The sequence below is a fragment of the Fibrobacterota bacterium genome (assembly GCA_019509785.1).
In the GTDB taxonomy this organism is placed as follows: Bacteria; Fibrobacterota; Fibrobacteria; order UBA11236; family UBA11236; genus Chersky-265.
In genome coordinates, this window is record JAEKLQ010000087.1 from 1 (window position 1) to 24,698 (window position 24,698).

20 protein-coding genes and 1 pseudogene are annotated in these 24,698 nt (G+C 61.5%); 12 read left to right on the forward strand and 9 right to left on the reverse strand.

All coding sequences use genetic code 11. From position 1 onward, the window contains the following. From JF616_22205 to JF616_22225, 5 genes and pseudogenes are all read right to left on the reverse strand, one after another. On the reverse strand, positions 1-1,221 hold a 1,221-nt coding region (locus JF616_22205), incomplete at its 3' end, for a bifunctional (p)ppGpp synthetase/guanosine-3',5'-bis(diphosphate) 3'-pyrophosphohydrolase (protein ID MBW8890475.1). 22 nt (positions 1,222-1,243) lie between these two features. After that, positions 1,244-1,993 (reverse strand): annotated as a pseudogene (locus JF616_22210) (HD domain-containing protein). Positions 1,994-2,065: 72 nt separating this feature from the next. Then, positions 2,066-3,190, reverse strand: a complete 1,125-nt coding sequence (locus JF616_22215) for a hypothetical protein (GenBank protein MBW8890476.1) — start codon at positions 3,188-3,190, stop codon at positions 2,066-2,068. A 275-nt stretch (positions 3,191-3,465) separates the two neighbouring features. Beyond that, entirely contained in the window at positions 3,466-5,916 is a 2,451-nt protein-coding gene (locus tag JF616_22220; GenBank protein ID MBW8890477.1) for a hypothetical protein, read from the reverse strand. Positions 5,917-5,920: 4 nt separating this feature from the next. Then, positions 5,921-7,393, reverse strand: a complete 1,473-nt coding sequence (locus JF616_22225) for a L,D-transpeptidase (GenBank protein ID MBW8890478.1) — start codon at positions 7,391-7,393, stop codon at positions 5,921-5,923. Between the two features lie 254 nt (positions 7,394-7,647). Between JF616_22225 and JF616_22230 the strand changes: the two genes are divergently transcribed. Continuing rightward, positions 7,648-8,466, forward strand: coding sequence for a 5,10-methylenetetrahydrofolate reductase (locus tag JF616_22230; protein ID MBW8890479.1), 819 nt, complete (start codon positions 7,648-7,650; stop codon positions 8,464-8,466). 51 nt (positions 8,467-8,517) lie between these two features. On the opposite strand, the gene JF616_22235 is transcribed toward JF616_22230, so the two are convergent. Together JF616_22235 and dnaG are read right to left on the reverse strand one after the other, a co-directional pair. Then, complete coding sequence (locus JF616_22235; GenBank protein MBW8890480.1) at positions 8,518-10,017, reverse strand: sigma-70 family RNA polymerase sigma factor; 1,500 nt, start codon at positions 10,015-10,017, stop codon at positions 8,518-8,520. 4 nt (positions 10,018-10,021) lie between these two features. After that, complete coding sequence (gene dnaG, locus JF616_22240) at positions 10,022-11,848, reverse strand: DNA primase (protein ID MBW8890481.1); 1,827 nt, start codon at positions 11,846-11,848, stop codon at positions 10,022-10,024. 305 nt (positions 11,849-12,153) lie between these two features. Between dnaG and JF616_22245 the strand changes: the two genes are divergently transcribed. Genes JF616_22245 through JF616_22255 form a run of 3 tightly spaced genes read left to right on the forward strand, consistent with a single transcriptional unit; the run spans position 12,154 to position 16,703 of the window. Continuing rightward, entirely contained in the window at positions 12,154-13,185 is a 1,032-nt protein-coding gene (locus tag JF616_22245) for a sugar nucleotide-binding protein (GenBank protein ID MBW8890482.1), read from the forward strand. Between the two features lie 57 nt (positions 13,186-13,242). After that, on the forward strand, positions 13,243-15,951 hold the full coding sequence (alaS, locus tag JF616_22250) for an alanine--tRNA ligase (GenBank protein ID MBW8890483.1): 2,709 nt from the start codon (positions 13,243-13,245) through the stop codon (positions 15,949-15,951). Further along, positions 15,948-16,703, forward strand: coding sequence for a geranylgeranylglyceryl/heptaprenylglyceryl phosphate synthase (locus JF616_22255; GenBank protein MBW8890484.1), 756 nt, complete (start codon positions 15,948-15,950; stop codon positions 16,701-16,703). The genes alaS and JF616_22255 overlap by 4 nt, the downstream gene beginning before the upstream one ends. Here the strand turns inward: JF616_22255 and JF616_22260 are convergent. Together JF616_22260 and JF616_22265 are read right to left on the reverse strand one after the other, a co-directional pair. Next, positions 16,691-18,118: a hypothetical protein gene (locus tag JF616_22260; protein MBW8890485.1), complete on the reverse strand. Its 1,428-nt coding sequence runs from the start codon at positions 18,116-18,118 to the stop codon at positions 16,691-16,693. The two genes, JF616_22255 and JF616_22260, sit on opposite strands and share 13 nt — an antisense overlap. A gap of 74 nt (positions 18,119-18,192) precedes the next feature. Then, on the reverse strand, positions 18,193-18,999 hold the full coding sequence (locus JF616_22265; protein ID MBW8890486.1) for an AraC family transcriptional regulator: 807 nt from the start codon (positions 18,997-18,999) through the stop codon (positions 18,193-18,195). Between the two features lie 245 nt (positions 19,000-19,244). Between JF616_22265 and rplM the strand changes: the two genes are divergently transcribed. The 8 genes from rplM to JF616_22305 all read left to right on the forward strand — a co-directional run bounded on the left by rplM (position 19,245) and on the right by JF616_22305 (position 24,697). Continuing rightward, the gene (rplM, locus tag JF616_22270) at positions 19,245-19,676 is read left to right on the forward strand and encodes a 50S ribosomal protein L13 (GenBank protein ID MBW8890487.1); all 432 of its coding nucleotides are present in this window, start codon (positions 19,245-19,247) and stop codon (positions 19,674-19,676) included. A 49-nt stretch (positions 19,677-19,725) separates the two neighbouring features. Beyond that, positions 19,726-20,103, forward strand: a complete 378-nt coding sequence (rpsI, locus tag JF616_22275; protein ID MBW8890488.1) for a 30S ribosomal protein S9 — start codon at positions 19,726-19,728, stop codon at positions 20,101-20,103. 26 nt (positions 20,104-20,129) lie between these two features. Beyond that, positions 20,130-20,876 carry a 30S ribosomal protein S2 gene (gene rpsB, locus JF616_22280; GenBank protein ID MBW8890489.1) on the forward strand — a complete coding sequence of 249 codons (747 nt, stop codon included), beginning with the start codon at positions 20,130-20,132 and terminating at the stop codon, positions 20,874-20,876. Then, a complete protein-coding gene (locus JF616_22285) occupies positions 20,876-21,742 on the forward strand; it encodes an elongation factor Ts (protein MBW8890490.1) in 867 nt (288 codons plus the stop codon). Before rpsB ends, JF616_22285 begins: the two co-directional genes overlap by 1 nt. A gap of 4 nt (positions 21,743-21,746) precedes the next feature. Beyond that, positions 21,747-22,481 carry a UMP kinase gene (locus JF616_22290; protein ID MBW8890491.1) on the forward strand — a complete coding sequence of 245 codons (735 nt, stop codon included), beginning with the start codon at positions 21,747-21,749 and terminating at the stop codon, positions 22,479-22,481. A 22-nt stretch (positions 22,482-22,503) separates the two neighbouring features. Then, positions 22,504-23,055 carry a ribosome recycling factor gene (gene frr, locus JF616_22295; protein ID MBW8890492.1) on the forward strand — a complete coding sequence of 184 codons (552 nt, stop codon included), beginning with the start codon at positions 22,504-22,506 and terminating at the stop codon, positions 23,053-23,055. 73 nt (positions 23,056-23,128) lie between these two features. Further along, positions 23,129-23,806, forward strand: a complete 678-nt coding sequence (uppS, locus tag JF616_22300) for a di-trans,poly-cis-decaprenylcistransferase (GenBank protein MBW8890493.1) — start codon at positions 23,129-23,131, stop codon at positions 23,804-23,806. Next, entirely contained in the window at positions 23,807-24,697 is an 891-nt protein-coding gene (locus tag JF616_22305) for a phosphatidate cytidylyltransferase (GenBank protein MBW8890494.1), read from the forward strand. Position 24,698 lies beyond the last annotated feature (1 nt).

The window sequence follows — 24,698 nt, forward strand, 5'->3', positions numbered from 1 at the left end:
GCGAGTGACGTAGCCGATGATCTTGTCGCCCGGCACCGGATGGCAGCAGGTCGCGTAGCGGATGAGCATGTTCTGCATGCCCGAAACCACCACCGAGTTCTCGGACTTGGGCGCGCGCTTGAAGGAAAGCCGCTCCAGCACGCTCGGCTTCTTGCGATTGTGATTCAGCTCCTGCACGAAGCTGGAAATGGACCCCAGGGTGATTTCCCCATGCCCGAGCTTTTCCCACAATTGCTCCCAATCGGCGACCTGGAACTTGTCGGCGAAGGGCTTCAGATCGCTTTGGAATTGGGGCGGGATATGCGCCTGGCGGAACTCGCGCTCCAGCATCTCCTTGCCCAGTTGTATGCTATGCGCGATCTCCTCGGTGCGCATCCACCGGCGGATGGCGCTCTTGGCCTTGGTGGTGGCCACCACCGAGAGCCAATCCTTGGAAGGCCGCTGCGAATCGGACTTGAGGATCTCGACGCGTTCGCCCGTTTGCAACTCGCGGTATAAGGGAACCACGTTGCCATCCACCTTGGCGCCGATGCAATGCAGGCCGATCTCCGAATGCAACGCGAATGCGAAATCCAAGGCGGTCGCGCCTTTAGGCAATTGGACCAGATCGCCCGTAGGCGTGAATACGTAGATCTCGCCCGAGACCAGATCGCCCCGGAACCACTCCATGAACTCGTGGGAATCGGTCAGATCTTGCTGCCATTCCAGGAACTGCTTCAGCCACTTGTTCTCTTTGCCCAATTGCTTGGGCGATGCGCCTTCCTTGTAGCCCCAATGGGCGGCGATGCCCTGCTCCGCGATCAGATCCATCTCGTCCGTGCGGATCTGGATCTCCAGCGGCTTGCCTCCCGGCCCGATCAGGGTGGTATGCAGCGACTGGTACATGTTGGACTTGGGCGTGGCGATGTAGTCCTTGAAGCGCGATTGCAATGGCGTCCACAGGGAATGCATCAGGCCCAGCACGGCGTAGCAATCCCCCACCGTTTTCACGATCACGCGCAAGGCGTAAAGATCGTAGATGTCCTCGAAGCTGCATTGGCGGGACTGCATCTTGTGCCAGATGCTGTACAAGTGCTTGGGCCGCCCGAACACCTTGCCTTCCAGGCCGCTCTTCTTGAGCAGATCCTTGACCGGGCCCAGCACGCTGCGGATGTAGGCCTCGCGCTCCTGGCGCTTCTCCACCACCTTCTTCACCAGGTTCTTGTAGGCGTCCGGATTCAAATGCTTGAAGGCCAGATCCTATGGCCTTCTTGCGATCTTCTTGCATGTAGGACAAGGTTCGCATATTATGCAGGCGATCGGCGAACTTGATCATGATGACGCGGATGTCCTTCGCCATCGAGATCAGCATCTTGCGGAAGGTCTCGGCCTGCTGATCGGCGCGCGACTTGGACTTGATGGCGGAAATCTTGGTGACCGCCTCGACGAGGAAAGCCACGTCGTCGCCGAATTGGGTCTTGATCTCCGAGATGGGGATGCTGGTGTCCTCCACCACGTCGTGGAGCAGGCCGGCGACGATGGTCACCGAATCCATGTTCAGATCGGCCAGCAGCTTGGCCACTTCGAAAGGGTGCTCGGCATAGGGCATCCCGCTCTTGCGGAACTGGTTCTTATGCGCGATCATGGTCAAATCGATCGCCTTTTGGATCAGCTCGCGGTTGAAGTTGGGGCTGCGTTCGCCGATGTAGGCCAGCAGGTTTTCCTTGGCCCGATCCAGGCTCCGCTCGATTTCGGGAGGCTTGATCTCCGGATCGTCAGGGTCCGTTTCCGCCGACGCGGTGTCCACCACGGGGATGGGCGGCGGCAAGGGTTTGCCGTTGGGCAAGGTTTCCGGGACCGGGCTATCGGCTTCATCGAGAACGGCGGGGAGGGCCCCTTCGCCCGCGATGATTTCAGGCACGGCTTCGGAGGTCCCGGTAGCCAGACCGGAAGCCGCGGCTTCGACCGGGGGATTTTCTAGCGCCCGCGGCGCCGGTCTTTGCTTTTCGTCCATGTCCCTTTAATCCCGCGCGAATGCGGTAAGTCCTACTAACATAACACCTTGCATAGGCAAACACCAAGATATTCACGCTTTTTGGGGTTGCGTGGGCCGTAGCGCGGCCACGAGCGCGCCGGATTCGGCCAGCGCGAGGATCAGGAAAGGCACGGGGAGCGTGAAGTACGTGATATCGAAACCGGATTCGTAAAAGGCGGTATGCCATCCTTGGATGATCGCGGCCCGCAGGAAGCAGGCGGTGATGAGGGAAAAGATCAACAGTCCGGCGTTGCGGAACCGGCGGTCGCCGGCAGGATCGGAATAGCCGAGGTAGAGAGCCCATCCGGCCACGGGGAGGAAGAAAGTCATCGGGGCGTACCCCGCCTGCACCAGGAATGGATTATGGATCCGGAAGGCTTCCGCATCCCATAGATAGAAGGGGATAAAGGTGGCGGCCGCTATCAAGCCGGCGATAAGCCCGAAGAGGAAGACCCGGGGGAATCCTTGCGAGCGGATCAAGGATCCCGCGCGCAGCAGGAAAGGCACGGCCGTGATTCCCCGGGTAGCCAGAAGCGCGCCCCAAAAGCAGGCTTCCCTGACGAATCGTCCGGTCGATCGATCCTCCCTGGGCCGGTCCGATGCGTACATGCACCAAGCGGCCACCGTCATGTTCGCGAACAGATCGCTTCTCGCGAGCACCTCGTAATGGAATCCGGGCTGGGAGAGAAGCAGGAGGACCGCGAGGGTCGCGGCCTCCGGTCCGCCACCTACCTTCCGGGACAAGACCGCGAAAGCGGCCAGGGCCGCGAATTGCATCCATCCCACGTCCCCCAGGAAGTAGAAAGGCAAGGCCAATGCGAAGAGCATCGGGAAGCCGCTGATCATATGTCCGAGATGGCTGAGCTTGCCGTACGGGTATTCCCCTCGCGGTATCGCCCCGATGAAATTCCCCAGCGCGCTCCAACGGTCCACTTGCAGGGTCTGCGGATCGACGCGCAGGAAAGCGGGAATGGCCGCCAGGAAATAGGCCCCGATCCAGATCAAGGGACGTCGGAAAAACCGTCGCGGCATTTTGCCGGCCAGCCACGCCATCGCCAAGCAACCAAGAAAATAGGCAGTAACGGGAAGCAGAGGCGCCGTCCCGAAATGGGAGGCGTATTTCCAGGCGAAAAGGCCGCCAGCGGTCGCGAGGCCGGCCAGGCAAACAAGATTCATGGTATTCTCGGAAAGGGCGGATCGGGTACGCGTGGCACACGAAGCAAAGACGGTGCCGAGGACTTCCGGCCGGGAATCAAGGGAATGGGGAAGGTATCGCATCGATACGATGCGTAACTTGACCACCTGGTCCCCGTTTGCGATTCAATTATTGAAGGCTATCGACCCGTCGGCGCGGACCAAGCCGCGGTAGCCGAGAAGAGCCGGACCGGCGCGACGCCGGGGACGGGTAACCTTCCCGTTACCCGCGCGCGGGAATCGGAGGCCGGGGCGGTTCAGCCGCCCTTGGGCTTGAGGCGGCGCAGGTTGGAAATGGCCGATTCGGCCTCGCCGATCAGGAATTCCAGCTCGGCGGCCTTGGAGACCGCTTCCGTGATTTTTTGCTCTTCCTCGGAGGCGTGCCGGATTTCCGATTTCAGATCTTCCAGCATCAGACGCAAATTCTGCATCTGGCTTTGGGCTTCCTGGACCAGGCCGCGTTCGGCGGCCAAGGCCTTGGCCCGCTCTTCCACTTCGGTCATCGCGCCCAGGATGCCTTGCACCGACTCCTGGGTCCGGACCACCATGGATTCCTCGGCCTTGACGGCATCGACCCGGTCCTGGACCGATTTGGCCAGCACATGGAGCGATTCCACCGAACGGCGGGCGTCCTGGATGGCGCCCCGTTCGCCTTTGAGGGCGGTCATCTTGCTTTCCACGTCGGTCACCGTGTTCACTACTTCTTGCATGCGTCCGTCGAGCGCTTCCATGGCCGCGCGCCGACGTTCCAGCTCCCGCATGTTCTCTTCCAACGTCAGCAGGAAACCGTCCACCTTCTTCAGGCGCTCTTCCGCCTGGTGCAGGGTGATCTTATGCCCGCCCACCGCCGACATGGTGCCGGCGATCTCGTCCTGCAAGCCCTTCAGCTTCTGGCGATCCTCCTCGAAGCGGCGCAATAGATCGCCATTCTCCTGGCGGATGCGCTCCTGGACCTTGCCCGCCTCTTCGGCCAAGCCGCGTTGCGCTTCCAGGTTTTCCCGGAACTTGACGTCCTCCTTGCCGATGGCCTCGCGCTCTTCGGCGACGCGAACCAAGGCGGCTTCTACTTCCTTGCCTTTGCGATCGAGCTCGGCCAAGCGGTTCTCCACCGCGCGCACGCGATCGCCCTGATGCGCGATCTCGCGGGCCCGCGAGTCCAGGGCCACGGCGCTTTCCGAGATCTCATCGATTTTCGCGCCCAAAGCGTTCAACGCGGGCTGGCGCGCCAACTGATCTTGCACGCGCGCATCGGTATCGCGGATGAGGGCGTCCAGCTTGCCCATCTTCTTCTCCAGCTCGCCGAACGATTCCAAACGGCCCCGGACGTCCTGGATGCGCGCGTCGGTCTGCCCGATGGATTTGTTCAATCCATCCACGCGGCCGTTGGCCTCGGAGATTTCCTTTTCGCGATGCTTCAGGTATTCCAGATGCGCGAGAACCGCTTCCGCCTGCCCCCGGGCCTCTTCCATCAGGGAGCGCAAGCCTTGCATCTCTTCGCGCTTGGCCTCCAGGGCTTCCATGGCGCGCAGCATTACGGACTCGCCCTGGCGCACGTCCTCCACCTTCTTCTCCACCTTCTTCAGCTCGTCGCCCAGGTGCGAGGCCACCACCAGTTCTTGCTGGAAGCTCTTCACCCATTCCTCCACCTTCGCGATCTTGCCTTCCAGCTTCTCCGCCGAGGCCCATTGCTTCTGGACCTTCTCGACCTTCTTCTCCACCCCCGACAAGGCCTCCTGGAAATCGTCCACCATCTTCTTGGCCGATTCCAGATGCACGTTGTTCTTGAGGATGGTGTTCATGGTCGCATCCATGCTCTTGACGATGTTCCCGGCTTCTTTGGCCCGGGTGCTCGCCTCCTCGATATTCTTCTGGCTCTTCTGGAACTCGGCCAAGCGCGCCTGGAATTCCTGGCCCAAGCGCTCCATCTCCTCGATGCTATGGCGGCTTTGCCGCAGGGTCGCTTCGAAGCGCTCGACTTGCTGTAAGCCCTGCCGCGAATCGCGTAAGCGGGCTTCCAAAGCCTCCACGTTCCCTTGGGCTTCGGCTATTTGCTTGTTCTGCCGCGCCATTTCCTGGACCTTCTGTTCCATTTCCCAGAAGAGGGTCGTCAGGCGCCCGTTCTCCACGTTGGCCCGTTCCACCACCATGCGTTGCTTGGCCAGGGATTGCAGCTTGCCCTCGATCCAGGAACGTTGCGAGCCCACCTGATCCATTTTCCCCTTGAGTTCGAGGATCTCCCGCTGGCGCACGGTCATGTCCTCTATCTCTTTGCGCAGCCCGCGCGAAGTCTGGCCCAGCTCTTCCAAAGTACCGCTTAAGCCCTTCTCCGTTTCCTTGGCCTCCGCGAAGACCTGGGACAACGAGGCGAGTTCTTGGGGGTTAGGCAAGGGGCCTACCACGATGGCCGCGGGCGCGTCGTCGGAAGCCTTCCATTCGGTCAGTACTTCGCGCACGGCAGCCTTGAGATCGGGCAGGGAACGCAGGGCATGGGCCTCGGAGAGCAATCGGTGCAAGGCTTCGTGCCCGCGTTTGAGCCCCTCGTTCTCGCGCGTAAGCGCATCGAGTTCCGCGCGCATGCGGAACTGCTCGGCCATCAAGCCGGCTATCTCCTGCTGCGCGCCCGCGCCGCCCGCCGACCAACCCGCGTATTCGGCCATGTCGGGCGCGGCTCCGCTTTCGTTTTCGCTCTTATCGGCCGGGTTTTCCATGCGTTCACTCCGTTATGATGAGCCATCCCTGCGGGCCTTGGTCCAGCCTGAGGGTTTTGGTTTCCGAGCTGCGTTGCGCGCCGTCCGCGCCTTCGGCCAGGTAATCCTGACGGAAGGAAACGCGCACGCGTCCATAGCATTCCGGTTCGATCTTGGGATCGCGTAGTTCCATTTCGATTTTGGACTTGGACTCGAAGATATGCGCCTTGCGCTCCAGGAAGACGTCCTTGGGTCTCCCGTGGCGATCGCGGAAAGAGGCATCGTAATTGGTGGCGTACGCGTCCAGGGCGCGATTGGACCAGTCGGCGCGCCATTTATCGAGCCGTGCCAGGATCGCCTTGCGATCGGCCTCCGTCAGGGATTGCATGGCCAGATCGGGGAAGTGCTTTTGCTCGTTGGCCACGAAGGCGCGGGCCTCCTTGAGGGCCTTCTCGCGCGCGGCGCTATCGGCCGCGGTCTTGCGGACGTATTTCTCGGCGATGCCCGGGTATTCGCGCTCCAGGCCGACGGTATCGATTTGCCGCGCGGGATCGGGGCCCACGCTATCTGACAGGATTACGACGGGCGTTCCGGCGGTGGCCAGGTTCGCCAGGGCCAGGATATCGTCGTTGGCCAGGGAGATGCAGCCGTGGGTGAAGTTCGGCAAGGTCCCCGCCGGCACGCCGTGGATCCAGATTCCATCGCCGCCCTTGCCTTCGGCTCGATCGGAGGGCCGCGGGTAATTCAAGGGGAAGACCAAGGCGCCGTAGAGCGGTCCCTTCGAAGGTCCCGCCACCATGCCCGTGATCCAGAATTGGCCTTCCGGCGTGCGCGCGTCGCCGCGTTCATCCTTATCGCCGGCGTTGCGGCCGATGGCCATGGGGAACGCGGCGATGCGCGACCAGGTCCCGGCCTTGCGCACGTAGGCGTATAGGGTACGATCTTTTTTGCAGGCCAAGAGCACGTTGGCCTGGGCCGGGAAACGCGCGGGCCCGGATGGTTCCGGGGCAACGGCCGATGGAGCCGCGACCTTAGCCGTAGGCGCCGATGCAGGAGCGGGTGCCGGTGTTGAAGCGGCCGATGGCAGGGACGCGGATGTCAGCGCAGGCGCGGGCGCCAGGGATCCCAGGGCCACCTGTTGCGCCGTAACCGGGTTTGCGGATGGCGATGCCGGTCCCGACATATGACGGGACCCGAGAGGGGCGGAAAGGATTTCGGACGCCGTCGCTTTCACCTCGCTCGCCCCTTGTCGCCAGTCCCAATTCCCGGTCCGTTGATGATGCCAGACGAGAGCGCTCGCCGAGGCCAGGGCCACGATGAGGAGGCCCTTCAGGATGCGCGCTTGCGCGGCGCCGCGCCGACGATAAATGACGTCGCAAGCATCCGCATCGCGGAAGGCTTCGGCAACGGAACGATTATTCCGCCACACTTGGAAACGGATCAAGCCGCGATGGAAGGCGCGGTGGGCCAGATATCCGGGCCGGGATTGGAATCGCATTGAATTCCCATTATACCGCTAGCCCTAAAAGAAGCCAAGCTGGAGAAAGCGAATTGAGGAAGTTGGATGTTTCGGGCTTTTGCCGATCGCGAAGCGACGGGTAAAGTAGATTAAGCGGGACCATGGAAACTCCGAGACCCATTCGGCTTCCGGACCACCTGCGGGCCCGCGCCGCGGGACTTCGCTGTTACGGGCTTACGCCGCCCAAGCGCGGGTTAGACGAAGATAAATTGCGGTCCATTTCGGCCCGGCAGATGGAACGCATCGCCGGGCTCGCGCCCGACGCCCTTATCCTATACGACTTGCAAGCCGAGCCCGGCCGGGCGGGCGGGGAAAGGCCTTTCCCCTTCCTACCTACCTTGGAGCCGATGGACTACGCCCGGGATTTCCTGGCTGGTCTGGACATCCCGAGGATCTACTACAAGTGCGTAGCCAACTTGGACCAGGGAGGATTCGCGGCCTGGTTGCGCGGCTTTCCCGCCGCGCGCGATGCCTGCGTGCTGGTAGGCGCGCCTTCGTCCAGGCACGCCGGCGGGCTGCCGTTGGCGGAGGCCTATTCCCTGCTGGCTTCCTCCCCCATCGCATGCGGCGGCGTGGCCATCGCCGAACGCCACGCGCGCAAAGGCGACGAGGACGAACGTCTCTTGGCCAAGCATGCTTCGGGCTGCGCCTTCTTCGTTTCCCAGACCGTGTACGACGCGGATGGGACCAAATCCCTTCTCTCCGACTGCGCCTTGCGATTCACCGCCGCCGGAATTCCCATGCCGCCCATCCTGCTCAGCTTCAGCCCCTGCGGTTCGCTCAAGACCATGGAGTTCATGAAATGGCTGGGCATCGCCTTCCCGCGCTGGCTGGAGAATGAACTGCGCCATTCGCCGGATATCCTCGCGAAATCGGTGGACCTGGCCGTCCGCAACTTCGCCGACATCGTGGCCTTCGCGAAGGAAAAAGGCGTTCCGGTGGGCATCAACGTGGAAAGCGTCTCCATCCGCAAGGAAGAGATCGACGCCTCCTGCGAACTGTTCCGGCGGTTGTCGGAAATCCTGGAAAAGAAAAAGCCCCCCGCCTTCTAAGCGGAGGGCTTTTTCCCATCTAACGGGACGGCTACGCGTCCCGGCCCGGTCCTAGCCGAGACAGATGTCTTCGATATCGGTGCTCCAGCCTTCCAATTGCTTGATGCGGGAAGGATGTTGCAGCTTCGCCAGGGCTTTCGATTCGATCTGGCGCACGCGTTCCCGCGAGATGCGGTACTTGTCGCCGATCTCCTTCAGGGTCTTCACCAAGCCGTCGTCCAGCCCGAAGCGCATGCGCACGATGGCCTGCTCCTTGGCGTCCAGCGAAGAAAGCACCCCGTCGATCTGCTTGCGCAGCATGCGCATGTTCACGCCCTGCGAAGGCTTCTCGGCGCTCTTGTCCTCGATGAACTCGGAGAAGGTGTTGTTCTGGTCCCCGGTCACGTAATCGTCCAGGGAGATGGGATCCTGGGACACGTCCATCGCCAACTGCACCTTCTTGACGGAACAGCCGACCTTGGTGGCCACTTCCTCGGGGTTCGGATCCTTGCCCGTGCTCTGTTGCAGCTCGCGGCAAACGCGCATCACCTTGCGCACGATGTCCAGCATGTTGGCGGGCACGCGCACCGTCTTCGCCTTGTCGGCGATGGCGCGGGTGATGCTCTGCTTGATCCACCAGGTGGCGTAGGTGGAGAACTTGTAGCCCTTGGTATAATCGAAATTCTCCACCGCGCGGATGAGGCCACTGTTGCCTTCCTGGATCAGATCGATCAACTCCAGGCCCTTGCTGGTGTAACGCTTCGCGATCGAAACCACGAGACGCACGTTGGCCTCGACGATTTCCTCTTTGGCGCGGTCGCGCACCACTTCCCATTGCCTGATCCTGCGCAGATGCTCGATCTGCTGCTCGCTGTTCCCCTGCTCTTCCTTGTACTTCCCCACCAAGCGGTCGATTTGCTTGTGGTTCAGCTTGAAGGCGATGCAATCGTTCACCAGGCGCAGTTCCAGGTTCTCGATTTCCGAGGCCAGGGCCTGCTGATCGCCCCCGTTCTCGCGCATATCCTGGTACTGGATCTGCTGTTCCTCGAGCTTGGTGTAATTCTTGCGCAGCCGCATGATGGCCGCGATGGCTTTCTCTTTCTCCGACTCGTAGACCTTGGGATCGGTCCAGGCGTCGTTATCGATTTGGAGGATCTCCTCGATGCGCAAGTCCTCTTCGATCACCTGGCGCCCCAGGTCCAGGACGTTGGCCACCATGGGCTTGGATCGGAAGATGATGGCGCCGATGCGCTTCTGCACCTCTTCGATGCGTTTCGCGATGTTGATCTCCTCTTCGCGCGAGAGGAGGGGAACCTTGCCCACCGAGTTGAGGTAGACCCAGGTGGGGTCATTGTAACGCGCGAGCTTCTTGAGCGTGTCCGGCTTGGTCGGCTTACGCGCCTTGACCGCGAATTCCGAGACCTGCACGCGCTGGTCGACGAAGAACTGCCGTAAGGTCGCGTATTCCTCGTCCGACTTGGACAAGGCCTTGATCTGGTTTTCCGCGATGAACCCTTGCAGCTTGGCCTGCTTCTGAAGACGCCGCAGTATTTGTCCGTCCAGTTCGTTCATAGGGTTAACCTCTGCCTTTGGTTTGAAGCTCTAGAATGCGCTTTTTGAATTCCAGGTGCGCCGCCAAGTCGCGCTCCCGTGCCGTGCGCTCGGCCTGCTTTCGCAGCCAGCGCAATTCCAGGGCCCGCGCCAGGTCCTGGAAATGCCTACGTTCCTGTTCCGGATCCACGCCTTCGGTGATCCGCAAAGCCGCCAATGCCTCTTGTTGCGCCTGGTTCAGGCGCGTCGCGAATTCCCTGATCGAGAAGCCGCCCTGCTCTTCCACGAAGCCGAACATGTGATCCACCAGGTCCCGCACCAGATCCACCTGGAACCATTCCAACTTGATCGCGTCCAAGGCGGAATGGGCCAAGGCCGGGGAGGATATCAAGGCCTGGAGCATTTGCCATTCGGCCAGCGCCTCGTCCCGCGGACGTCCCCCGGGCACCGGGCCAGCGAAGACGGCCACCAGATCGGCCCCGCCCGCCCCGGCGTCCGCGGAAACGTAGGCGTGCGCGCCTTGCGGGTCCCGCGCGCTGGGGCGCGCGACTTGCACCCGGATCGATTTCAAGCCGAGCTTCTTGCGCAGCTCTTCCAGGTATTGCTCCCGCACGCTGGGCGAAGGCATGGTCTGCAAGAGCGCCAGGCACTCTTTCAGGAGGCCGTCCTTCTCTTCCGGGCTCATGGCGTCGATGGGTTTGGCCGCGTAGCGCAAAAGGAAGGCTACGATATCCTCGCCTTGGGAAAAAAGTTCGCGCACCTTGTCCCCGCCGAACTTGCGGGTGAAGCTATCCGGATCTTCCGGGGAAGGCAGCACCGGCACGCGCACTTCGATTCCTTCGGACAGCAAGGGCTCCAGGCTGCGGCGCACGGCCTTGCGCCCGGGCTCGTCGCCGTCCAGGAAGAGATAGGCTTTGCGGCAGAAGCGGGACAGGATGTGGACGTGCTCTTTGGTCAGGGCGGTGCCGGAAACCGCCACCACGTTACGGATGCCCGCCTGCCATAAGGCGAGCAAATCCATATAGCCTTCCACGATCACGACTTCGCCGGCCTTATCCATCGGGTTGCGCGCGAAGTTGAGGCCGTAGAGGACCTTGCTTTTATGGTAGAACGCCGATTCCGGCGAGTTGACGTATTTCGGCTGATGCGGGTCCTTGGGCGCGCCTTCGACGGCCAGGATGCGGCCCCCGAATCCGATCACGTGGCCGCTGAGGTTCCAGATGGGGAAAATCAGGCGCCCGCCGAAACGGTCATAGACACGGCCCCCGGCGGTCTCGCCCAGGATGCCCGCGTCCATGAGCGCCTGGTTGGGAATCCCCTTGCCGGCGGCCCGCTTCAGCAATTTCTCGGAGGTGGGCGGCGCATAGCCCAGCTGGAACTGCTTACGCGTCTCTTCCGAAAAGCCGCGCTTCGCCAGGTATTCCAGTACCTCCGGATGCGCGGCCAATTCCTCTTGGTACAGTTGGCAGGCCAATTGATTGGCGGCCAGGGCCTGGCTCGCCTTGCCCTTATCGCCGTCGTCCTTGGAGAAGGCGATGTGCTCGGGGATGTTCACGCCGGCGCGGGCGGCCACCAGTTTCAGGGCGTCCAGGAAGTCGAGCTTCTCGTACTCCTGCACGAATTTCAGGACGTCGCCGCCGGCCCCGCAGGCGAAGCATTTGTAAATGCCCATCTGAGGCGTCACGTTCATGCTGGGGCTGCGATCATGATGGAACGGGCACAAGCCGAGATAACGCGATCCGGCCTTCCTGAGGGGCACGTATTGCCCGATGACCTGCACGATATCGGCGTTTTCCTTCACTTGCAGGATAATGTCGCGCAAGGTGGAAGTCAGGGGAGGCTCCGATCGCATAGGGGGATAGGCATGCGCGGCGTCATGCCTTGCGGTCCCCGTCCCGATGGGAAATCGGTTTCGGGATCGATGCTCCGGATACGCACACGCAGTCCGCGTCGGCAATCCGATACCCCCTGCCCTGAGTCGAAAATAAGTGGAACTCTTCGTCAAAAGCCATTATTCAATTCCCAAGGATCGCTATGCAACTTGAATTTTTTAGGCATCTTTAGGGTTTACCGATCTTACCGTTCGCATGCAGGGGAGTAGCTTTGCCATCCATGGGTTCCTTGTCCGAGGCTTCCCGCATCCTTGAATATAATGCCATGCCCCCCGTTTTGGTCCTCGGCGTCCCCGGCGTTCCCGGATTCAATGCTTTCCTAGGACTGAGCGCCTATTACCCGGGTTCTGTTCTGGGCCTCGCGCCCCCCCACGTCCCGGAACTCCGGGTCCCGGAATCCCCTTGGGGCCGCAGCCTGGTGCCCGCCGATCCCGAGGATATCCATGAACTCGCGGCCGTATGCGAAGCCCATAACATCAAAACGGTAGTGGACGCCTCCGGCTGGTGCGCGCTCCGTTCCTGCGAGATGGACCCCGTCCTGGGGCGCCGTCTCAATGTCGCCATCGGCCTCAACGCCATGCGCGTCGCCCGGGATCGGGGGGCCCGCCTCATCCGCTTGTCGACCGATCTCGTCTTCGACGGCAACCCGCGCCGAGTCGCGGACGGGACGATGGCGTTGGGAAACTATCGCGAAGATGATTTTGTCAACCCTGTCACGGTTTATGGCAAATTGATGGCGGAAGCGGAAGCGGCCATCCTGGAGGGCTACCCGGAAACCCCGGTGCTGCGCGTCGCCTTGCCCATGGGCCCTTCCCTGAACGGCCATGCCGGGGCCATCGATTGGATTGAATCCCGCTTCCGAAAGGGCAAACCCGCGACCCTCTATTTCGACGAAGTGCGGAGCAACCTTTACGCCCAGGATCTGACGAGGGTGATCGCCGCGTTCTGCGAAAACGATGCGAGCGGCATTTGGCACGTAGGCGGCCCGCTCCCCTTAAGCCTGTATCGCATCGCCCAGGTCATCAATCGCCTGGGGAATTATCCGCCGGAATTGCTGATGGGCTGCCCGCGCGCCGCGGCCGGCCCCGTGCCTCCGCGCGCCGGTGACGTTTCCATGGACACGTCCAAGCTGCTAAGCCTCCTCGGCGATAATGCCATCAACCCCTGGCCGTTCCATCCCGCGCACGTACCCGCCGACGACGGCTGGCATGGCCGGCGGGATCGGGCCTTCCCTCCCGACGCCATCGCGCGGTACCTGTGCGGGTACGGAACGGCTATCCCCGGGGTGGTTTTTTAACTAAATTCCCCCCGTTCGCGTCGTTAATAGCCTCCTTGGAAACGGGTTCAGCAGAGCATGACCACAGCATCGAATTCAGCGCCGGCCAACGGCTTCGGCATCCCATTCCTGACCGGCAAGCAGATCCGCCAGGGCTTCATCGATTTCTTCATCTCCAAAGGCCATGTCTACGTGCCCTCGGCGCCCGTGGTTCCCCACGACGATCCCACCCTGCTCTTCACGAATGCGGGCATGAACCAATTCAAATCCGCCCTGCTCGGCGACAATCGCGAGGGCTGGAAGCGGGTGGCGAACTCGCAGAAGTGCATCCGCGTTTCCGGCAAGCACAATGATCTGGACGAGGTCGGGCGCGACACCTACCACCACACCTTTTTCGAAATGCTCGGGAACTGGTCCTTCGGCGACTATTACAAGAAGGACGCCATCCGCTGGTCCTGGGAACTCTTGACCGAAGTCTGGAAGTTGCCCAAGGATCGCCTCTTCGCCACCATCTACCAGGACGACGACGAGTCCGAAGCCCTGTGGAAATCCGAAACCGACATCCCCCATGACCGTATCATGCGCTTCGGGGCCAAATCCAATTTCTGGGAGATGGGCGACGTCGGGCCCTGCGGCCCCTGCACGGAAATCCATTTCGACATGGGCGACCCGGCCACCCGCGAGGCCACCTACAAGGATCCCATCCAGGGCGTGAACGGGCCCAACGCCCGCTACATCGAACTGTGGAACAACGTCTTCATGCAGAGCGAACGCCTGCAGAACGGCGACCTGAAGCCGCTCAAGAACCAGAACGTGGATACGGGCATGGGCTTCGAGCGCGTGGTCTCGGTGATCCAAGGCAGCGGCTCCAACTACGAGACCGACGTGTTCCAGCCCATCATCGGGAAGATCGCTTCCCTTTCCGGAGTCGCCTACTCCAAGGGCCCCGAAGGCACGCCCCACCGCGTCATGGCCGATCATCTACGCGCCCTGTCCTTCGCCATCGCCGACGGCGCTACTCCCGGCAACGAAGGCCGCGGCTACGTACTCCGCCGCATCCTTCGCCGCGGCAGCCGCTTCGCCCGCAACTTAGGGCAACGCGAACCCTTCATCTGCAAGCTGGTCGCAACCCTGGCCGAAACCATGGGCGATGCATATCCCGAACTGGCGCAGCGCCGGTCCTATATCGAGCAAGTGATCAGTGTCGAAGAAGAGCGGTTCATGCGGACCCTGGACCAGGGCCTGGACCGCTTCGCCAAAATCGCCGCCGAGACCAAGAGCAAGAACTCGCCCGCCATCGGCGGCGCCGAAGTGTTCACCTTGTACGATACCTACGGCTTCCCCGTCGATCTCACGCGGGTGTTGGCCGAAGAGCAGGGCCTCACCATCGACGAGGCCGGCTATACCAAGCATATGGAGGAACAGCGCGAACGCGCGCGCGGGGCCGCCAAGTTCGACGGGAGTTTCGCCAGCGACGAGGGCTGGACCCTGCTCTCCCCCACCTTGGACACCGAGTTCATCGGCTACGAAACGCTGGCGGCCGAGGTTTCGGCCCGCCGTTTCCGCGAGCATGGCGACCAAATCCTGGTGGTACTCGACAAGACCCCGTTCTACGCCGAGGCTGGCGGACAGGTGGGCGACTCCGGCACCCTCACCGGCAAGCCCGGTCCTACGGGCCAGCCCGCGATCGAGCTCAAGGTGGTCGATACCGTGAAGGTGTTCGACATGATCGTGCACAAGTGCGAATTGCTGGGCGGCATCCTTTCCGCCGATACCATGAAATCGCTCTCAGCCAAGGTGGACGGCGAAGGACGTTTCCGCACCGTGCGGAATCATAGCGCTACCCATCTGCTGCATTCGGCGCTGCGCAAGGTGCTGGGCTCCCATGTTCAGCAACAGGGCTCGCGGGTGGCGCCGGATTCCCTCCGCTTCGACTTCACGCATTTCCAGGCCATGACCCCTGAGGAAATCCGCCGCGTCGAATACGAGGTCAATCTCCGCATCGAAGAGAACCATCCTATCCGTTATGCCGTCCACGGCATCGAGGAAGCTAAGAAGATGGGGGCCATGGCCCTGTTCGGCGAGAAGTACGGCGACCGCGTCCGCGTCATCACCATGGGGGAGGTGAGCATGGAACTGTGCGGCGGCACCCACGCCCGGGCCACCGGGGACATCGGTTTCCTGAAGATCGTATCCGAAAGCTCGATCGCCTCGGGAGTGCGCCGCATCGAAGCCGTAACCGGCCTGGGCGCTCTGGAGTTGGCCCAGAAGCAGCAGATCACCCTCGCCGAAGTGGGCAAGGTCTTCAAGGCCAAGCCCGGCCAGGAAATCGAACGGGCGGTAGAAGCCACGGCCAAGATCAAGACTTTGGAAAAAGAAGTACTGGAACTGCGGCAGGCCCAGGCGCGTTTGCAAGCCCTGGCCTTGGTGGCCGAAAAAGGCAAGACCATGAACGGGGCGACGGTACTCGTGCACAAACTGGACGAGAAGACGTACCCGAAGGAGAGCGTTGCGCATCTGGTGGACGGCCTGGCCGCCCACTTGCGGAACGGCGTGGCCGTACTGACCCAGACCTCCGGCGATTCGCTTTCGATTTACGCCGTAGCGGGCAAGGAGGCCCAGGCCAAGGTGAAGGCCGGCGATCTCATCAAGGCCATCGGGCCGATTGCCGACGCGCGCGGCGGGGGCAAGCCGGACCGGGCCCAAGCGGGCTCCAAATCGCCTGAAAAGGAAACGCTGGTCCTGGCCGAAGCCGAGAAGTACCTTAAGCAAGCCCTGGGAGGATGATGCAAGCCGGTCCGATCGAAAACCGCCTGGTCCAAAGCCTCGAGAAGGCCCGCAGCCTCTTTTTCGTGCTGCTCGATCCGGATTCCGATTCGGCCGATGGCATCATCGAATCGGGCCTTCGCGCCGCCAAGCACGGCGCCGACGCCCTCCTCCTGGGCGGCTCCTTCGTGGGCAATCCCAACTTCATGCGCATCGCCCAGGGGATCAAGAAGGAAACCCAGGTCCCGGTGATCCTGTTCCCCGGCGGCTGCTCCCACGTTACCCCCGGCCCGGACGCCATCCTCTTTACCACCTTGATCAGCGGTCGCAATCCCCAGTACCTCATCGACGAGCAGGTGAAAGGCGCCGTGCTGGTGCGCGGCCTCAAGATGGAAGCCATCCCCACCGCCTACCTCTTGATCGAATCGGGCCGCACCACCGCGGTCGAATTCATCAGTAACACCCGCCCCATCCCGTCCGATAAGCCCGCCATCGCGGCCGCGCACGCCATGGCCGCCGAACTGATGGGACAGCGCTGGGTTTACCTGGAAGCGGGCTCGGGCGCCCTCAATGCCGTACCAACGAAGATGGTGCAAGCCGTGCGCGCCTCCGTGCAGATGAAGGTGATCGTGGGAGGCGGCATCCGCACGCCCGAGCAGGCGCAGGAACGCGCGGAAGCGGGAGCGCATGCCATCGTGGTGGGGAACCACTTCGAGTCCAACCAGGACGAAGGGCTAATCAAGGCTTTCGTCCAAGCCGTTCACGGCAAGTGAGATAAACGGAATAACGGCAGGGTCGCAGGCCAGTAACCCGTTAGCTCCGGAGGATGAAACCTCCCCAAAGCATCGAATCCGCTTCCGTGCCACCCAGGTCCGGAACGACGCCTGCGAATGCCGGGGCGAATGCCTACCGTCTCGAAATCGGGCGCCAGTTTGATCATCGGGAATATCACTTCGCCGTTGAAGAAAGCGCCTACGAGGATCCCGCCCCCATCGCCGGCCGGTCTGAAATAGGCCGGAGCCCCCGACACGCCCGGAACCTGAATCTCCTTCTGATCCCCGTTCGGATACTGGACGAAGAGAAACGGCGCGTTGCCGTGGCAGTCGGACCAAGCCACTAAGTTCCCATGCCCATCAGGCACGGTCGGTAATGTCCCGCAGCGCGTACTGAAATCCGTCCTGGCGTGGGAGGCGGCGGGTACGGTGCCGGGTTCCTCCGGCGACCAGAGCAATTCCAGGTAATGGGAGGCCAGATAAGGGCCAGGATCATCGCGGATATCGTCGGACCAGTCGTGCAGCAGGACTGTTAGCATCCCATCGGGACGGAGCCCCAGATTTTCGATTTCGTGGTCTTGAGAGACTGATGTCCAGGTGCTTGCCTCATGCCCGGATCCGCTGTGGACCGAACGAATGAGAGGATAGCCCGACCGGGCCACGATTTTCCCGTCTTGGCGCACGCGGAACAAGGTCAAGGTATCGCTCGACAGGACCTGGTTCGGATCCATGGGCGCCGGGTTCGCCAAGACCAAACCGAGAAGCCTTTCCTCGCCGTTGCCATAAGGGATGGCGCTGATGGGATTGGGGAAGAAGACGCTGTTCGGAAGCAATACCCTTCCGCCGAGCGGAACCAGGATAAAGCTTCCGGGAACACCTTTACTGGTCACATCCTGCAGAAGGGCGGTATCCTGATCCGCTCCTTTAATCCAGGATACGGCCATCCATATGGAGCCCATCGGGAGAATCGCGCGCACGCTCGATGACCCGGGCCTCGTCTCCAATCCGGCCCGCGATATTTCGGTTCCATTCGAATCCAGATGCACGACCATCGGGCGCTTGATAGTCGATGCGGTATCGGAGGCAGAATCCCTAACGGCCAGGTAGCCGCCTTCGACGAATGCGATGGGACGGCCCAAGGGGATTTGGTCCTGGAGTATGCCATAGGCATTGTATCTAAGGAGAGTCGTTAAATTCGTTTCGCCCGAATACTTGATTCCCGCGAATCCCGATCCGAGGGCGAAGGCGGTATCCATTTGATAGAGCGGATCGTGCATATGCGGAGGTCCGGTCAGATCCTGCCTCCAAAGCACGTTCCCGCTGGTATCGAAACCGACGCCCCAGGAACCCCCTTCCGCAAGCGCGAGATATCCTCTCCCGGGGAATTCGAATGCCTGCTTGAAATTTGGAACCATTCCGACTGTTCGCGGATGAATACCGCTCTTCACTGCGCATTTTCTTTGGCTTCGGCTGTCACGCAAGCGCCCTCTCAGACCTGGCTTTGCGCCCGCCCCTGCCGCTCCCCCGGCGACGCCAGCCACGGCAGCGGCGGCGCCTTCACGCCCGCGTATTTCTTGCGGTAGGCGCTGGGCGACATGGCCATCTGGGCCTTGAATTGGCGATTGAAGTGCGACAGATCGTAAAAGCCGTTATTGAGGGCGATGTCCGAGATGCGCTCGCTGCCTTCGGCCAAGGCCTGGCAGGCCGCGTGGATGCGGACCATGGTGATGTACTTGAGCGGGGAGATCTTGAAAAGCGATTTGAAGCGCCGTTCGAATTGGCTGATGGAAAGGCAAACGATGGAGGCCAGCTTGGCCATGTCGATGGATTCGGGATAATGCTGCATCACGTATTCGAAGACTTCGCCCATCTCGGTGAAATGGCGCGAGCCCGATTCCATCTTCTTGATGTCGCGCGTGATGCCCGCCAGCCCGATGATAGTGCCGTCCTCGTGCCGTACCGGGATCTTGGTGGTGGAGTACCAGTCCGTCGCCTTGCCGGTATGGATCACCAGCTCGATGATGTTCACCAACGAATCGCCGTTCTGCATGACCTGATGATCGTCGCGCAGGTATTTTTCGGCCAGGTGGCGCGGGAACACGTCCAAATCGGTAAGCCCCACCACGTCTTCCGGCTTCTTGAAACCGCACTTCTCGGCGAAGATGCGGTTGGCCATGGTGAAGCGGCCGTTCAGATCCTTCGCGAACAGGAAAACGTCCGCCAAATGCTCGAAGAGCTCGAGCAAGGCTGATTTTACCCCGGGCTCGTCGGAGTTCCAGGCCCCCGCTTGCTTCAATTTCCCTCCCGGCTTACCGACACGCCATCGAACAAATACCGCCCAGGCGCAGTCCGCGCAAGATATAAACATAGGCCGGCTTTGCCGTTTTCCTGCTCATTTCGGCTTCCCCCTAATCCCGCTGCGACCCCGTCCTAGCGAGAAATCGCCATTTTGGCTATAATAATGGGCCTTCTGGCTTGACCGGATCGGGGGTGATAATTAACTTTTCACCTCCATAATTTTTCAAGTTACATAGGGATGCCATGAAAACCGTTACGGTGAATCCGAAGTCCGTTGCCAAGAAGTGGTACATCATCGACGCCACGGACATTGTTCTGGGCCGCCTGTCCACTAAAGCCGCCTCCATCCTCATGGGGAAGCACAAGGCCTCGTGGGCCCCGAATGAAGACATGGGCGACTTCGTCGTCGTCGTCAACGCGGACAAGATCGCGTTGACCGGTAAAAAGCGCGAGACCATGCGCTATTTCAACCACTCCACCCATCCGGGCGGACATCGCACTTTGACCGTGGCCCAGGCCCAGGCCATCCGCCCCGGCTATCCGGTCCGTTATGCCATCAAGGCCATGTTGCCCAAGACCATCCTGGGCGATCACATGGGCCGCAAGCTTTTCGTTTACGGTGGCGAAAGCCATCCCCACGCGGCCCAAAAGCCCGAGGCGCTGGCTGTCAAGTAAAGCCGGCCGAAATTCACAGGAGGATACCCCCATCGCAACCCAGGATTCAATTCGAGCCACCGGACGCCGCAAGACCGCCATCGCGCGGGTGATCATCAAGCCCGGCACCGGCAAGCGCATCATCAATGATCGCACTTTCACCGAGTTCTTCGCCAACGCCATCCGCGAGATGATCGTTGAGCAGCCCCTCACCATCCTCAACCTGAACAAGCAGTGGGACGTCATCGTCACCTCCAAGGGTGGCGGCGTGAACGGGACCGCCGGAGCCGTCCGGCTCGGCATCGCCCGCGCCCTGGTGGCGTTCAAGCCCGAGTATCGCGCCGCCATGCGCGAGCACGGCCTCATGACGCGCGACTCGCGCGCCGTGGAACGTAAGAAGTACGGAAAGTCTGGAGCCCGCCGCAGCTTCCAGTTCTCCAAGCGCTAATAGAGATAGAGAGAAAAGAGAGAAGAATGCCTGTACCCGAAATCAAAGAGATGTTGGAGGCGGGTGTCCATTTCGGGCACTTGACCAAGCGCTGGAACCCCAAGATGAAGAAATTCATCTTGACCGAGAAAAACGGGATCTACGTCATCGATCTGGCCAAGACCCAGGAATGCCTGAACAAGGCCATCGAAGCCGTCAAGCGCATCCGGCACTCCGGCAAGTCCATCCTCTTCGTCGGCACGAAGAAGACCATCAAGGACTGCATGAAGGAAGAAGCCGTCCGCTGCAACATGTACTACGTGACCGAGCGCTGGCTGGGCGGCATGTTGACCAACTTCTCCACCGTCAAGAAGTCGATCAAGCGTTTGGAAGATATCGAGAAGATGGAAACCGACGGCCTGTTCAACGAGCTGACCAAGAAGGAAGTGCTCGCCCTGAACAAGGAACGCGGCAAGCTCGAAGGCATCTTCTCCGGTATCCGGAACATGAAGTCCCTGCCGGGCGCGCTGTTCGTGGTCGATTCCGAGCATGAGGAAATCGCCGTTCACGAAGCCAACCGCCTCAAGATCCCGGTCATCGCCATCGTGGATACCAATTCCGATCCGGACAAGGTCGCCTTCCCGATCCCTGGCAACGACGACGCCATCAAGTCCGTGGGCCTTTTGACCCGCGTCATTTCCGATGCCATCGTGGGCATCCAGGCTCCCATCGCCGAAGACGGCAAGACCACCGCCGCCCCCGCCCTGGCCGAGGTGCTGGAAGGGGCCGAGTAATGGCGGAAGTCACCGCTCAGACCGTGGCCGAGCTTCGCGAGAAGACCGGTCTCGGCATTCTCCAATGCAAAAAAGCCCTGACCGAAACGGCCGGGGACATGGAGAAGGCGATCGAGTTCCTGCGTAAGCAAGGGGCCGCCGTGGCCGCCAAGCGCGTGGGCAAAGAGACCAAGGAAGGCAAGATCGTCCTGGCCGCCGCAGCCGATGCGGTAGCCGCCGTGGAGATCAACTGCGAGACCGACTTCGTCTCCGCTTCCGACGACTTCAACGCCTTCGCCTCCAAGGTTTCCCGCTCCATCCTGGAGAAGAAGCCCGCGGATCTCGAGGCCCTCAAGGCCTTGCCCCTGGACAACACCACCTTGGGCGAGGTGAATACCGCCGTCATCGCCAAGATCGGCGAGCTGATCACCATCCGCCGCTTTCTCATCGAGAAGGTGGGAGCCAACGAACTGGCCGAAACCTACTCCCATGGCGGGGGCAAGATCGGCGTCATCGTGAAGCTCGGGTTCCAAGGGACGCTCAAGGACAAAGGCGCCTTGTCGTCGGTCGCGAAGGATCTGGCGATGCAAGTCGCCGCCAGCATGCCCATCGCCATCGAGCCGAAGGACGTTCCCGCTTCCGTCATCGAGAAAGAACGCGAAATCGGCCGCGAGCTGACCCTCAAGGAAGGCAAGACCGGCGACATCGTGGAAAAGATCGTCGAAGGCAAGGTCCAGAAGTTCTACAAAGAGAACTGCCTGGTGAACCAGGTATACATCAAGGACAATAAGACGACTATCGACAAGTTGCTGGCTGCTACGGCCAAGTCGCAAGGGCTGGACTCCCTCAAGGTCCTCGCCTTCCACCGGCTGCAACTGGGTCAATAGGCCCATGTCGCAACTCCGCTACAAGCGAGTCCTCCTCAAGTTGAGCGGGGAGGCGTTCGCAGGCAAGCCCGATAGCGGGAACGACGGCGGCATCGACCCCGAAACTATCCGCTCCATCGCCGAAGAGGTCGCCCAGGTCTACCAGAGCGGGGTCCAGGTCGGCGTCGTGATCGGCGGCGGCAACATCATCCGCGGCGCAACCCTCAGCAAGGTCGGCTTCGATCGCGTATCGGCCGATCAGATGGGCATGCTGGCCACGGTCATCAACTGCCTGGCCATGCAAGACGCCCTGGAAAAGCTGGGCATCTTCACCCGCGTGATGAGCGCCATCAAGATGTCCTCCATCGCCGAGTTCTACATCCGCCGCCGCGCGGTTCGCCACCTGGAAAAGGGGCGCATCACCTTGTTCGCGGCCGGTACCGGCAACCCGTACTTCACGACGGATAGCGCCGCCACCTTGCGCGCCATCGAGACCAATTGCGACATCATCATGAAGGCCACCAATGTGGACGGGATCTACGACAAGGATCCGAACAAGCATAAGGATGCCGTGCGCTACGAGACCATCACCTACACCGAGGCCATCAACCGGCAGCTCAAGGTAATGGATACCTCCGCGTTCGCCCTCTGCCGCGAGAACAACATTCCCATCTTGGTGTTCAACATGAACGTGCCGGGCAACCTGGTGAAGGCGGCCCGCGGCGAGAAGATCGGAACCCTGGTCAACGGCGGCGAGTAAGCCGAACGCCGGAGAAAAAGCCATGCTCGACGAGAAGTCCATCAGGGAGCGCATGCAGAAGTCGGTGGACGCGGTTCGGCGCGACCTCGCGAAGATCCGCACCGGCATCGCCTCGCCCTCCATCCTCGACAACGTTTTCATCGACTATTACGGCACCCGGACGCCGATTCCGCAGGCCGCCGCCATCTCCGTTCCCGAGCCCCGCACCTTGGCCATCAAGCCGTGGGACAAGAGCCTGATGGGGCTCATCGAGAAGGCTATCCAGGCCAGCGACATCGGCATCAATCCCGTCAACGACGGCACCTACATCCGCCTGAACATGCCCGTCCTGACCGGCGATCGCCGCAAGGACCTGGCCAAGCAGGCCAAGAAGATCGGCGAAGAGGCCAAGGTCGCCATCCGCAACATCCGCCGCGACGAAAACGACCGACTCAAGCGGGAACTCACCGGCGCCGGCCACTCCGAAGACGAGTTGAAGGGCTGGCAGGAGAAGGTCCAGGTCATCACCGACAAGTTCATCGCCGAAGTCGACAAGGTGATCGCGGACAAGGAAAAGGATATCCTCACCGTCTGACTATGGAAGCCGTCGTCCACAGGCCGCAGCGGGGGACGGCGTGAAGGAGCCTCCTTCCCATATCGCCATCATCATGGACGGTAACGGGCGCTGGGCCAAGAAGCGCATGCTCCCCCGGGTCATCGGCCACCGCGAGGGGACCAAGGCCACCAAGAAAATCGTCCGCGCCTGCGGCGAGCTCGGCGTCAAGCACCTTACCATCTACGTCTTCAGCTCCGAGAACTGGGAGCGCCCCCTCCCCGAGGTGGACGCGCTGATGAGCTTATTGGTGGACATGGTGCGCCAGGAAATCGAAGACCTGATGCGCAACAACGTCAGGCTTTGCGCCTTGGGGAATCTTTCCCGCCTTCCCGATCTCACCCGCCGCGAGTTGGAATGGGGTATCGAGCGCACCAAGGGCAATACCGGGCTGCAACTGAACCTGGCCGTCTCCTACGGCGGCCGCGAAGAGATCCTGGATGCCGCCAGGGCCCTGGCCGAAAAGGCGAAGCGCGGCGAGCTCGATCCCGCGGACATCGATGAACATGCTTTCCGTTCCTGCATGTACCTGCCGCAAGTGCCCGATCCGGAGCTTTTGATCCGCACCGGAGGCGATCAGCGGATCTCCAACTACTTGCTCTGGCAAATCGCTTACACCGAGCTCTACGTAACGCCCACGCTTTGGCCCGACTTCGACAAGGAAGGCCTGCTCGAAGCCATCGAAGAATACCATAGCCGCCAACGCCGCTTCGGCAAGGTTCTGGAAGGCTGAGTGCAAGGTTCTGATAACGTGACCGAAGGCGCTGAAAAACGTAGCTCCATGTCCAACCTGACCTTAAGAATCATCTCGGCCGCAGCGATGATCGTGATCATCTACGGCCTGCTGGTGGCTTCCTTCGTGACCCGCTGGGCCGCCCTCGCCTTGATCATAGCCATCGGGGCTTGGGAGTTCGCCCGCATGGTCAACGTCAAATACCGCGGGCCCGCGGTGGCCTGGGTCGCGGGCCTGATCGTGTTCGCCTTCGCCATTCCCTATTATCCCGGGCTCATGGACGATGCGACCGGGGTGGCGGCCACGCCGGCGGCATGGATTTGGGCCTTGAGCATCCTTTCGGTACTCGCATTCACCCTGCTGGGGTTCCGCTATCTCGACATCGACGGGATGGCGCCCTGGATCTATATGCAGATTTTCGGCTGCGCCTACTTCGGCCTCTACGCCTCCGCCTTGTTCGGCCTTTTGCAGCCGCATACGGGCTGGCGCGGGATCTTCCCGTTGATCATGATCCAGATCGCGATCGCCGCGGCCGACACCGGGGCCTATTTCGTCGGGCGGAAATTCGGGAAGCGGAAACTCGCGCCCTCTATTTCGGCCGGGAAGACTATCGAGGGCGCTTATGGCGGCACGGCATTTACGGTGCTGGTGACCGTATTGCTCGGTCCCAAGCTCTTGCATACGGGGCTGGCCGCGAATTTGGGCCTGGGCCTGGCCCTCGCCTTGACCGCCGTTTCAGGCGACCTATTCATATCCGTCCTGAAGCGCTACGTGGGCATGAAGGACTCGTCCAACCTGATCCCCGGCCACGGTGGCATCCTCGATCGTTTCAACTCGCTTATCTTTTCCGCCCCGGTCGCCCTGTTTTATCTCCAGATCGTCCAGGGCTAAC

Bases quoted from the DNA above. Each gene is read 5' to 3' on its own strand.
- JF616_22215 (MBW8890476.1), bottom strand. From the start codon at position 3,190: ATGAATCTTGTTTGCCTGGCCGGCCTCGCGACCGCTGGCGGCCTTTTC.
- JF616_22220 (MBW8890477.1), bottom strand. From the start codon at position 5,916: ATGGAAAACCCGGCCGATAAGAGCGAAAACGAAAGCGGAGCCGCGCCC.
- JF616_22225 (MBW8890478.1), bottom strand. From the start codon at position 7,393: ATGCGATTCCAATCCCGGCCCGGATATCTGGCCCACCGCGCCTTCCAT.
- JF616_22230 (MBW8890479.1), top strand. From the start codon at position 7,648: ATGGAACGCATCGCCGGGCTCGCGCCCGACGCCCTTATCCTATACGAC.
- JF616_22235 (MBW8890480.1), bottom strand. From the start codon at position 10,017: ATGAACGAACTGGACGGACAAATACTGCGGCGTCTTCAGAAGCAGGCC.
- dnaG (MBW8890481.1), bottom strand. From the start codon at position 11,848: ATGCGATCGGAGCCTCCCCTGACTTCCACCTTGCGCGACATTATCCTG.
- JF616_22245 (MBW8890482.1), top strand. From the start codon at position 12,154: ATGCCCCCCGTTTTGGTCCTCGGCGTCCCCGGCGTTCCCGGATTCAAT.
- alaS (MBW8890483.1), top strand. From the start codon at position 13,243: ATGACCACAGCATCGAATTCAGCGCCGGCCAACGGCTTCGGCATCCCA.
- JF616_22255 (MBW8890484.1), top strand. From the start codon at position 15,948: ATGATGCAAGCCGGTCCGATCGAAAACCGCCTGGTCCAAAGCCTCGAG.
- JF616_22260 (MBW8890485.1), bottom strand. From the start codon at position 18,118: ATGGTTCCAAATTTCAAGCAGGCATTCGAATTCCCCGGGAGAGGATAT.
- rplM (MBW8890487.1), top strand. From the start codon at position 19,245: ATGAAAACCGTTACGGTGAATCCGAAGTCCGTTGCCAAGAAGTGGTAC.
- rpsB (MBW8890489.1), top strand. From the start codon at position 20,130: ATGCCTGTACCCGAAATCAAAGAGATGTTGGAGGCGGGTGTCCATTTC.
- JF616_22285 (MBW8890490.1), top strand. From the start codon at position 20,876: ATGGCGGAAGTCACCGCTCAGACCGTGGCCGAGCTTCGCGAGAAGACC.
- JF616_22290 (MBW8890491.1), top strand. From the start codon at position 21,747: ATGTCGCAACTCCGCTACAAGCGAGTCCTCCTCAAGTTGAGCGGGGAG.
- frr (MBW8890492.1), top strand. From the start codon at position 22,504: ATGCTCGACGAGAAGTCCATCAGGGAGCGCATGCAGAAGTCGGTGGAC.
- uppS (MBW8890493.1), top strand. From the start codon at position 23,129: ATGGACGGTAACGGGCGCTGGGCCAAGAAGCGCATGCTCCCCCGGGTC.